The organism is Flagellimonas olearia (assembly GCF_009184425.1).
Lineage (GTDB): Bacteria > Bacteroidota > Bacteroidia > Flavobacteriales > Flavobacteriaceae > Flagellimonas > Flagellimonas olearia.
The window spans coordinates 1,385,375-1,397,466 of sequence record NZ_WELG01000002.1 but is presented as its reverse complement, the minus strand read 5'-3'; the positions used below and the strand labels follow the sequence as shown (position 1 = coordinate 1,397,466).

Genomic DNA, 12,092 nt, shown 5'->3' with positions numbered 1-12,092 from the left:
CATGATGGCCACTCAAAAAAAAGTCTTTTTAAAAAAAATAACTTATTTCAAGGTATAATATACTCATTTAAAACCCTCTTTTGTAAACAAAAAATGGCCAGTTAAAAACTGGCCACTTTCTGAGCTATATCAAATAATAGATATATTAATGGAAAGGCAATACAAATTCTGAAGACTTATTAGCCACCAAAATTTCGTTTACATTTACCGCAGTGGTTGCCACTCCGGTTCCTGCATCATAAGTAATTGCATCCAATTGGGTCTTGATCGCATCAATAAATGGAGGAATCAAGGCAACTGTTCCCAAGTCACCGGCAGAAATATTCTCATTCTGCAATACTTCATTCTCATCAACGATCAGTTTCAATCCCATATCCACAAAACGAAGTCCTTCAGCAATAAATACTTCTTGTCTTGTTCTGTACAACAACTCCAAACCAGCATCATCAGCAGTAAGACCTGCAATATCAGAAGCTGTCAAAGAAGTTCCTGAAACAGAAGGAATATATATTAATCCGCTGTGCCTATTCAAGACAAGACCTGATCTTCCATTGACCACAACAATGGTTGAGTCTGGTCTAGATCCTGGATTGTCCTCGGTTCTACCTTCAATATCATCATTAATCGCTCTGACTTCACGGGTTCCGATCAACTCCAAAAGCTCTGTCAAATTAGCTTGTGCAGCGGGCACATTACTATCTGCCAAATTGGCCTCTGCCAAAATCAATAGCGCTTCCTCTGCTTTCAGATAATGTACAGGAGCATCCTCTTCATCCGTAAAATAAGAGTACTTGGGATCAAGAAAGTCCAACGTAGGCAAGGGTTGCAAATCATCAAAAGTTGATCTCTCATACAAGGCATCTTCAAATCTATTGCTAGACTGCGTTCCATCCGGAACTCCATCAGGAGCTACCGCGTCATATCTAACCATATTATCAAAAGCCCTATCAATCGCCAATGCATCATTGGCAGAAGCCACAGCTGCAGCTTTGTTTCCGGTGTAATAGTTGGCCCTTGCTTTTGCCAAATGGTACTTTGTCTCGGAAGCATTCAAGCCAATAGCCACATCAAATTGTGCAATGGCGTCCTGATAATGCTGTGCAGACGCTACCATTGGTCCACGAGGCTCTTGTGGCAATGCTGGGAAATACATAGCTGAGTATAAGTAGGCCATTCCCAAGTAGAAATTGTACTCTGCCTCAATAGCAGTGGTATACTCAGAATCAGCAGGCCCCACAGTCTCCAACCCAAATATGGCCATTTCACGAAGACGCGCCACCTCACGGGTAGCATCCCTTAGATCCGGATCGGCAGGTTGAAACTCCAAATTGTCCAAAAACTGGTTAAAGAAAGTCTCCGTGTTCACATAGTTGTCCGAACCCAATTCGGCCAATATTAAAAACTCATTGAATACAAAACCGTTATTTCTTTTTATACCGTTCAACCAAACAGCGGAAGAGTTAGGTTTTCCAACAACGGATTGCTCAGAAAGCGTGGGGTTCTCCACATCGGTGAAATCCACAACGCTACTGAAATCATTGGTACAGTTCAGCAGAGAAAGTGCTGCTACCGTTATTAAAACTATTTTTTTCATATCCTTTTTTTATTCGATTAAAACTGAAATCTTAGGGAGCTCATGAAAATCCTTGGAGCAGATTCGGTTCCATACGCAAATCCACCACTAGCAAATCCATTCTGTGCACCAATACCTGAACCTGTTGCTTCTGGATCAAAGTCCCCAGCGGTCCAGTTAAACGGATTTGTCACAGTAACACCAAACTTCACACTTGAGAAAGGCTTAAGAACATCCCCAAAGTTATAGGTAGCACCAATGTTTCTGATTTTGAAGAAATCGTTATCAAAAACAAAGTAGTTTACATAGTTGAAAGGACTGGTTGTACCCACCAAATCTTCTGGGATACCTGTATTGTCTATCCCACTCAAATGCCTTAGCAAGAAACTTAGGTCCGTAATCTGTCCTCCATACTGGTAATCACCCGAAACAAAGAAGTTGACCTTATCCTTATAAGAATAGTTCAAGTTAATTGTACCAAATTTAGGTGCAAAGGTTTTTCCCAAAGAGCTGTTGGTCTCAAAGCTGTAGGAACCATCATCTTGGCGAATGGCAGCGGTTCCCCTCAGATAACCAAGGCTTTGCCCTTCTGCAACCACAGATCCCAAAACGTTGAATCCACCCACTACGAATGGTGCTGCACCACCGGTATCCACAACATTGTTTTCGTTGGTGTTGTAAGACACGGTCAAGTCCAATTGATGTTCTGGAGTTTGAAGCACGAATGCTCTCATTTCAAATTCCCATCCCTTGTTTTCCACTTCACCAAGGTTATAAATCTGGTTTTGAGACCCTTCGGAAGGTGGTTTGACAGGTGTGAAAAGTGCATCCTCCGTAATAGCCTTATAGCGTGTTCCGCTAAAGTTCAAGCGATTACCAAAGAATCCAAGTTCAACTCCAAATTCGGTGGTTTTCACGGTTTCTGAAATCAAATCGTCGTTACCGGGATTGGCAAATGAGAAGGCATTCTGCCCTAAAACTGGGCTTAACTCGAACGTTTTATCCTGAGAAAAAGGACGGGCAAAATTGGTAGCCTCTCCATAATTCCCCCTTACCCTAACTGTTGATATAATGTCGCTGATACCACTGTCCCTATAAAAGTCGTGGTCAGAAATATTATAAGTCAAACCTACTTTAGGCAACAACAATGGACTTGTGTTAGATCCAGCTGAAGTGTTTCTATCCAATCTACCACCAAATTCCAAGAAAGCTACGTCAAATAATCCCACGTTTTCCAAGAAATACAATCCGTAGTTGGCATTCTCCAACACATAGTCGGATGCCGTTTGGGTAGGGAAAAAGTTAATTCTTCGAGTTCCATCCGAACCACCAGACCCATCCAATCGGTTTTGTCTATCCGTAGTCCTAAAGAACTGTCCACCCAAGATGGTCACGAAAGAAAAGTTATCCGTTTCGGCCCTATGGGTCAAGTTCAAATCACCGGTAACCACAAAATTGTTTCGAATCACTCTTGCAAGTTCTGCCTTATTTGATGTCCCAGGGTTTTCTGCACCAATGGCCACAAGAAAGGCATTGGATTGCAAGTTCTCTTGGGTTGTGGTCCTGTAATCTATACCTACTGTTGCATTGGCCTGGATAGAACTGGTAATATCATAGATAAACTTATTGGACCCTGTAAACCTACTGGTCCTACTGGTAATATCCACAAGGGAGCCTACCTCATCGGAATTGGCACGTACTGCTGCCCACTCCGCATCGGTCATGGCATTCAAGTCCCCATAGGAACCTCCCTCAAAATTTGAAAATCTTGAAAAATTAACATTGGCATTATAATCCAAATTGGAATCAAAGCTTACAAATGAGAATGAACCTTGGTACTTGAAGTTATCCGTTACATTGGCATTATATCCAAAGGTAAAGGTCCTTCTTACCTGCTCGTTAAGCTTATTGAATCCATCATCTTTATATAGACTTCCTCCAAAGTTATACGAGACTTTTTCCGAACCTCCGCTGAAACCTACACGGTATTCTTGGGAAAATCCGGGAGCAAAAAGAGCTTCAGCAGTTCTGTCATACTTTAAGAAGTCCGTAGTTGCCTTGATCACACCCAAACGGCTTTCAAAAAAGGCAGTAGACCTACCAGCCTTACCTTTTTTGGTAATAATCTGAATTACACCGTTTGCAGCATCTGCTCCATACAATGTAGTAGCAGCACCCCCTTTAATATACTCTATCCTTTCAATGGACTCTACCGGAATATCGGCAAGGGCAGAAACGTTGGCACCCCCTGTATCAAGTCCAAGACTTGGGTTGGAGTTCAAATTATCCACACGAACACCGTCAACAATAACAACGGGGGTGGATGAAGTAGCGGCCGAAATAGGCCCTCTTGTCCTAATGATAGAGGCCGTACCGGGCTGACCAGAACTCATACGAATCTGGGCACTGGGTGCAGTTGCCTGCAACATTTGGTCAATTTGGTTGGAAGGAAGTCTATCGATTTCCTCAGAATCCAACACATCTACGGTAGTGGACAGCTTTCTTTTAGCAATCCCCGAACCTTGACCGGTTACAATAACTTCTGCCAAAGCTTGGGCATCATCCTCCATTTGTACATCAATGGTACTGGACGCCCCAATGGTTCTCTGAACAGTTTTTTGGCCAAGATAGCTAAACCTCAACACCTGTCCCTCACTGGCAGCGATGACATAGTTGCCATCAAAATCTGTCTGTGTTCCATTAGTGGTACCTACCACTACAATGGAAACACCGGGAAGGGGCAGATCGTTTTGGTCAGTTACATTTCCTGTAACCGTTTTTTCTTGCCCAAAAGAAAAAGACATACACAGCACCAGGAATGGCGCTGCAATCCACATCAACTTGGTTTTCATTTAATGATTTTTTTGAATTAGTCTGCAAAAATCCGCATAATTGGTCAATATTCCAAAAAAATGTAATATTATTCAATTTTTTTTGAAATATTTTATTTACGGTAAAATGTTGATTTTTACTACAATAGGTGTAGTCCTTTAACACAAAATGTAGATGTGTTAAAGTTTCAAAGGAGAAGGAATGAAAACCCAAATACCGGGGTGCAATCAATCCCTTTAACATTTACCATGTGCTTTTGCACATAGCTAAAAATATGTTGTGTGTTGTTTTTGAACGCCAGGCTGTCACTATCGGCGTTTTTTAGGGAAAATACCTTGGAAAAATTCCCTCACCTCTTGCTTTAAGGTCCTGCAAAGATACTTCAGTATAGTGCCATTGCCAAACAATTTCAAACCATCATCAAGTTTTTAACACTTCCCATTTGGACCGATGAACATAAAAAACTATGTATGAGTCAATTATAAATCCTTTCCGAAATGTTAAAATGTAGTACATTAGACCAATGCACATTACCATTACATGACAAAACCAAAATCGTTACTCAAAGCCTTGGGGCCGGGGCTATTGTTTGCCAGCATGGCCATAGGCACCTCCCATTTGGTACTTTCCACAAAGGCCGGCGCCCAATACGGATGGATCATGGTCATTCCCATCCTGTTGGCCAATATCTTAAAATATCCATTTTTTGAGTTTGGTATTCGGTATACCACGGTCACGGAAAAAAGCTTGGTGGAAGGATATTTAAATTTGGGAAAAACATATCTGTGGGTCTATGCCTTTGTGACCCTGATTTCCACCTTCACGGTATTGGCGGCATTGTATGTGGTGACCGCGGGGTTGTTCATGAACCTTTTTGCCATTAGCAGCATGGACGCCGGAACCATCTCACTGTGTCTCTTTGTATTTATAAGCCTTTTATTGATCATCGGGAAATATCGCTTTTTGGAAAACTCGCTCAAGGCAGTCATATCCATTCTGTTTGTTGCCTTATTGGTCACTACAGCCCTGGTACTGGAAAAGGGACCCGTTCCCGAATCCCAATCCTATCTGCGCCCTGAAATCTTCAATGAGGCCGGTGTTCTTTTCTTAATCGGATTGATGGGATGGATGCCCACGGCTGTGGAAGCCTCCGGCTGGGTAAGCCTTTGGGGAATGGAAAACCTAAAGACCATGAAAGAAAAACCAACATTGAAACTAGCCCTGCAAGAGTTCAATGTAGGCTATTTTTTAACTGCACTATTGGCCGTCTTCTTTTTGATTATTGGTTGGATGACACTTTATGGAACCGGAACCGAACTTAGTGGAAGTGCCGTGGTCTTTGCCGACCAAGTGGTTAACCTGTTCACAACACACATTGGCAACTGGGCCTATCTCTTTATTGCCGTGGCCGCTTTTGCCACCATGTTCAGCACATGCATGACCGCCCATGATGCCATTTCACGCGTTAGCCTTGATGTCCTGGAAAAGCTGTTCCCAGAAAAGGAATCGCTAAAAAGCAAAAATGCCTTTGCCATTATGGTCCTTTGCATGGCATTGGTCAATTGGGCCGTCATCACACTCTTTGGCGCCAATATGGGCCATTTAGTGGCTTTGGCCACTTTTGTATCCTTTGTATTGGCCCCCTTATTGGGTTGGATGAACCTAAAAACCGTTATGGGCAAAGACATTCCAAAACCTTATAAGCCTAAAATAGGGCTGCAGGTACTTACCTATTCGGGCATAGTCTTTCTATCCCTCTTTGCACTTTATTATTGCTGGATGCTGTTGATGTAAACTACTCGTATAGTACATTATCGTTGAGTACGACTATCAATGATCGTTGGTTCTGTTGATGCAGCATCTCCAAACAGAATACCCCGTTGGTACAATTGTTCAGGATTTTATCCTCACCATATCCAATGGAATACAGAATATTGGTAGCAGGTACGCCATGCCCCACCAAATATTTTTTGATGGCATCCGAGCGCGCTTGGGTCAACCTAAAGTTGGTACTACTCCCTCCCCTACTATCGGTATACGTTTCTATACGCAACTGGACTGCCGGGAATTTTTCAACAAAAGCCACAACCTTGTCCAATTCCGGTGTTATTCCCTCAGTCAACTGTGTTTCCCCTTTGTTAAAATAGAATTTATTCAGTTTTACCACTTTCTGACCTTCCTTATCTTCCACCAAATCATCATAAAATGCCACCTCAATGGGATACGATGCACTTTCCAGACTTGTTAAATCATCCTCAGTAAAACGCTTGGAAAATTTGGAGTAACGCTCTTTTGAGGACTCCAACACCACCTCATCTTGCCAAGGGACCTCCAATCTATAGTTTCCATCTTCATCCGAGTACGTTTCAGCAAGTAACCTGCCCTCCTTATCCAATAGCCTTACCGCAACTTTTTCAACCGCAGTTGAGGGACTATAGGATTTCACCACTTTACCTTTAAAGGTAAGCGTCTTTAAACCCGGTTTTTCATCGACCTTGAAACCATACAAATCGTCCTTGCCCTTTCCTCCAGGCCTATTTGAAGCAAAATAGCCCAACAGTCCATCTCCATCATTTCGCATGATCAGACCAAAATCATCCTTTGGAGAATTTATACCACTCCCCAAATTAATAGGAATACCAAAACCATCTTCTTCTATGTTGGATTTGTAAATATCCATTCCACCCAGACCATAGAACACATCCGAAGCAAAGTAAAAGCTGTTCTCAAAGACAAAGGGAGCTATCTCATTCCCGGGAGAGTTGATCCTGGGACCCAAATTAATGGGAGCAGACATGATCTGTCCATTGTTCGTGTAAACAAAATAAAGGTCGGTACCCCCATATCCGTTATCAAAATTGGCCGAAAAATAGAGTTTTCCACTATCCGCATCATAAAACGGATAATAGAACGAAGTACTTAAATCTTTCAATAATAACTGAAAGGCCCCGCCTATAACCTGCTTGCCAATGGCCAAGGCATTCTTCCCGTTCTTATCAAAGCTGAGTTCCCCTTTTTGGGTATTGGAAAGTACGTATAGGATACTATTGAGTTTTTCGGAATAAAATGGAGTTGCTTTATGATAATTGGAGCTTGGCACCCCAGTAAAAGGTTGCACAGTGGAAATCTGTCCATCCGCCCCCAATTTAGATTGGTAGATATTGAAATACCCTTCATTTCCCGGTGCGTAGGTGTTGCGCTTGTTGAGGGTACGCCCACTGGAAAACAGCAATTGATCTTTGTAAAAGGCAGGTGCAAAATCGGTTTGGGGACTATTCCCCATCAAATTGAAAATCTGATAATCCAATCCAGGACCTGCGGAGTCGTTTTCCAGCAATTGCACATTGAACTCCATGTTTTCCCAAAGTTCTTTTTGAAAACGGGATGACATGGTGGCCAAAAATGCAGTCTTCCTTTCCTTATTCGTTGTTTCGGAAAGACTTTGGAGCATTTTATTCAGATGATGTCCACTCATCAAGGTGTCTTTCTTGAAAAGCTCCAAATAGGCATCGGCCGCCTTTTCAAATTTATTGGTCTGGAAATAGGAATCCGCCAAGTTCAGGAATTGTTGTTCGGTAAGGGTTCCCGCAGCTTTTTCGGCCTCATAGGCATAGACCGCCTTTTTATATTCGTACTGAAAAAAGAGGTCATCCCCTTTCGACTTCTTTTTTTGGGCAAAGCAGAGAACCATCCCTAAAAAAAAGACGACTAGTAGCGAAAGTATTTTATTTACTCGATCCATATTAGAAAAATCTAGGGGAATCTATCTGCTTACCTTTGTTTTTTGTGTCCTTTACTTTCCCTTTGTTAGACTTGGAGCCGCCAGAACCAAAACCACCCCTGCCTATGTAAAACTTAAGAATGGCCTCGTGGGACCCTCCGCTGTATTCACTTAATCCATTGGTATTGTAGTCGTAGGAATACCCTATGAACATGGCATTGGATATCTGAAACCCGGCCAAACCACTTACCGCATTATCAAACCGGTACGAGGCACCAATGGTAAGGGCATCTATAAACTGAAAGTTGGCCGAAAGGTTCACATTAACCGGAGATCCCTTCAAATAATTTACCAAAAAAGCCGGTTTGAACTTGGTCCGCTCCGCCAATTGAAAAACGTATCCTCCAATGGCATTGAACTGCATATTGTCTTCCACTAGGGTAGCCACCTCATCGTTGTACAAACCATTGGTGAGGAAATTGGGTGCGGAGAGCCCCAAATACCAATCCTCTTCATGATACATAAAAAGTCCGGCCCCAACGGTAGGGTAAAAGCTATTGTAATTTTCCCCTAAAATGGAAGGGTCCGATCCATTTTGGAACGAACCTTTTGAATAGTCGATATCCAGCATGGAGCCTCCCGCATTGATCCCGAAGGACAATTTGGTATCGTCGGAAAGATTGATCTGGTAAGAATAAGAAGCCTCTATATAGGTTTGATTGGAGGGACCCAGTTCATCGTTCACCACATTAAGCCCCAAACCCATTTTTTCATTGGACAGCGGTACGTTTACCCCAAACCGGATAGTGGTAGGGGCTCCGGGAATATCCACCCATTGGGCCCTGTACAATCCTATTACTTCAGGGCTTTCCACGGTACCTACATACGCTGGGTTAAAACTGCCTATGTTGTACATGTACTGGGTGTATTGTGGTTCTTTTTGGGCCCGCATATGTCCCATCCCCATCAAAACCATGCAGAATATTGCCGTAAATGTCCGTAAACCAATCTTATCTGGCATCTTTGTCTTTATCTTATAATCTGTATCCACCCTTTAATAACCTCGGCTCCATCTCCATGAAGATCCAATATATAGAAATAGGTTCCCTTGGGCACAGCTCCATTTTTACCTGTTCCATCCCATGAACTATCATAACCATCCATGGCAAACACACTGTTCCCGTAGCGGTCAAATATCTCCAATCTGTTATTGGTGTAATCGTCATTGGGATCCACAAACTTCAATCTATCATTAATCCCGTCATTATTGGGTGAAAATATGGTACATAGGGTCCCGGGATCCGTACATTGATCCCTTCCCACTGTTACCGATATCGTTGCTGTATTATTATTGATGACTTCATCCACAGGTAGCGATGAAGTTAGCACCGCCGTATTTTGAAAAGTTCCCAGTTCAGTTACCCTAACCGTGATTTCCAGTGTTGCCGTGGCCACATCGGATGCCAAATCAGCGATGGTCCATTCCCCAGTATTGGGGTCGTAGGTTCCCACTGTGGCATCATCCCCTATATACTCAAAAGCCTCATCCAGCACATCGGTCACCACAATATCCAAAATCCTGTCCATGGTGGTATTCTCCAACGTAATGGTAAAAGTGATGACGTCATCCAACAATGGGCTTGCGTTATCAACTTCCTTGGTCAACACCAAGTCGATATCGGCATTGGCAAAACAATCCTCCACGGTAACGGTCACTTGAACGGAACTGTTCTCGCAAGGTCCGGCAGTAACAGTGGTGGTATATTCAAATACATAATCCCCAATGGCCAAATCCGTAAAGTTTACAACATTTCCTGCCCCAATGGCAACGCTGCCGTTGGAAGGATCGGTAATCACCGCCCAAGTTCCGGCATCGGCACCACTCAAGGTATCATCCAAATCAACGGTATTGGGACCATCCTCGCTCTCCGAATTACAAGCTACCACATCTGTTGCCGTACCTGGAGAAGGGGCATCCAAAACGGTTGCTATCACTTCTATCCGTTCGGTGGTACATCCATTGGCGGTGGCTTCCACATAAAAAGAGGTGGTTTCCGAGATGGAAGGTGTAATAAAAACCCCTCCTGTATCCAGCGCTGTACCCCCTGTGGGCACATCGTACCAGCTTAACACCCCACTGTCCGAGCTTGCAGTCAAAGTCAACGTCCCTTCCCCACAACGTTCATCGCCCGTGGGATCAATGATTACCGGAATCGGGAAATTGGTAAGGGTAACGGTAAGTATTGGACTAGCACATGCGTTTACATCATCATAGAAAAATCCGAAATACTGTGCGGCACTACTCACCATACTATTTCGATGTCCATCAGTTTGATTGGGGTCTGGGTTGGTACTCCAGGTCAAGGTACTGCCCACCGGGGCAACATTGGTCACGTAATCGTTCAAATTTACCAGAAAATCCCCGCAAAATACCGTGGGTTCCGTTGCATCCAACACTGGAGCGCCGCCGCCGGCATTACACACCGAGGTATCCTTGTCCGAAGTATCTTGCACAACCGCTCCGGTTCCATTGATATTCTCAAGGGTAACACTGAGGGTCACCAAGCCATCGGCCAGACTACTCAAATCAATGTTGGCAATATTATCCGTAAGTGTAGTAATGGTTCCTGAGCCATTTACCGGTGTGCCCCCACCATCACTGGTAAAGGTGTAGGTATAATCTGCCCCAACTTCGGCCCCTGCAAAGGTAAAGTTGATGGACGTTTGGTTATCAAAATTGATGATGCTTTGATCAATGGTCGCTGTATATCCTGATGGAACAGCGGTGTATTTAACCGCGGTATCGGTTGTGGGAGGGCCTTCCGTACCCAAAATGTTGCTCACCACTACCGAAAGGGTTATAACTCCATCGGGTAAGCTGCTAATATCTAAATTGGACCTCGTCCCTCCTATTAAAGCCAATATGGAACCACTCCCCGTTACCGTACTCACGTTGCCATCCCCACTACTACTAAAAGAAAATTCATAGCTTGTTGAGAAGGCAGGTATGTTGGTCATGGTAAAACTTACCGCTGTTTCATTGGTTATATTGATGGGATCTTGGTTGATGGTCAAGGTATAGCCATCGGGCGGGGTATTGTCCTCACTGACCAAAGTTACCGTATCGCTATTAGGCGCACCAACGGTATAACCAGCTCCAGCCACCAAGGTAACGACTATTGTTTCATCTGTCTCAACCTCAGAATCATTCAGAGGGGTAACTGGAATTATCCCATTCTGTTGCCCATTTATGATACTCACACTACCTGAAAGTGTTGCATAATCACTTCCAGGGGTTGCCGTACCTCCCACATTATAGTCCACTGTGATGGGTGAGCCGGTATTGTTCACCCCTCCAATATTTACTGTAAAAGCTCCCGGATCCAGTCCCTGTTCTTCCGCAGTATCATCACTTGCCGTAATGGAAGCCACAGCTGTATCGTCATTAATAATCGTTCCTGTCGCAGGGGAACCGGAGACTGTCACCCCATTGGTCGGTGGTCCCAAGTTCACCGTAAAAGTCTCATCCAATTCAATGATGGTATCATCGGTTATAGCCACCGTTATATCCTGTGTTTCCGAGGCATTACCCACAAAGTTCAATGTATTTGGAGTATTGGCATAGTCTGTACCCCCGGCGGTACCATTGGTAAAGCTATAGGCTACTTGGGTACCTCCAGCAACCGCATTGTCCAAAGTCACGGTAAAGACCATATTGCCCCCAACAACATCTTCTGCAACACTTTCATTTGTTATGGTCAGGGTAGCAGTGTCATCATTGGTGAAACTGCTCGTGCCAACATTGTCCGTCAAACTTATCGTACCATTGTCAGTGGCGTCAAGGGTCACCGTGATGGGCTCATCCGCCTCGACAACCGTGTCCCCGTTGGTCGTCACATCTATCGTGGCACTCGTGCTACCCGAAGGTATAGTCACTTGGTCACTGCCCGCCTCGTTGCCGCCCGT

General features: G+C 43.9%; 6 protein-coding genes. 1 reads left to right on the top strand and 5 read right to left on the bottom strand.

Features of this window, described 5'->3' with window-relative positions; translation table 11 throughout:
- Positions 1–145 precede the first annotated feature (145 nt).
- Entirely contained in the window at positions 146–1,594 is a 1,449-nt protein-coding gene (locus F8C76_RS15635; protein WP_152132572.1) for a hypothetical protein, read from the bottom strand.
- Positions 1,595–1,611: 17 nt separating this feature from the next.
- Positions 1,612–4,425 (bottom strand): TonB-dependent receptor domain-containing protein, encoded by a 2,814-nt coding sequence (locus tag F8C76_RS15630; RefSeq protein WP_152132571.1) that lies wholly within the window; start codon positions 4,423–4,425, stop codon positions 1,612–1,614.
- Positions 4,426–4,945: 520 nt separating this feature from the next.
- On the opposite strand from F8C76_RS15630, the gene F8C76_RS15625 reads away from it, so the two are divergent.
- Positions 4,946–6,199, top strand: a complete 1,254-nt coding sequence (locus F8C76_RS15625; protein ID WP_152132570.1) for an NRAMP family divalent metal transporter — start codon at positions 4,946–4,948, stop codon at positions 6,197–6,199.
- Between the two features lies 1 nt (position 6,200).
- Here the strand turns inward: F8C76_RS15625 and F8C76_RS15620 are convergent, their stop codons facing one another.
- The 3 genes from F8C76_RS15620 to F8C76_RS15610 all read right to left on the bottom strand — a co-directional run.
- Positions 6,201–8,147 carry an OmpA family protein gene (locus tag F8C76_RS15620; RefSeq protein WP_152132569.1) on the bottom strand — a complete coding sequence of 649 codons (1,947 nt, stop codon included), beginning with the start codon at positions 8,145–8,147 and terminating at the stop codon, positions 6,201–6,203.
- A gap of 1 nt (position 8,148) precedes the next feature.
- Entirely contained in the window at positions 8,149–9,147 is a 999-nt protein-coding gene (locus tag F8C76_RS15615) for a PorP/SprF family type IX secretion system membrane protein (RefSeq protein WP_152132568.1), read from the bottom strand.
- Between the two features lie 8 nt (positions 9,148–9,155).
- Positions 9,156–12,092 (bottom strand): T9SS type B sorting domain-containing protein (locus F8C76_RS15610; protein WP_170284044.1); only part of this gene is annotated, 2,937 nt, incomplete at its 5' end.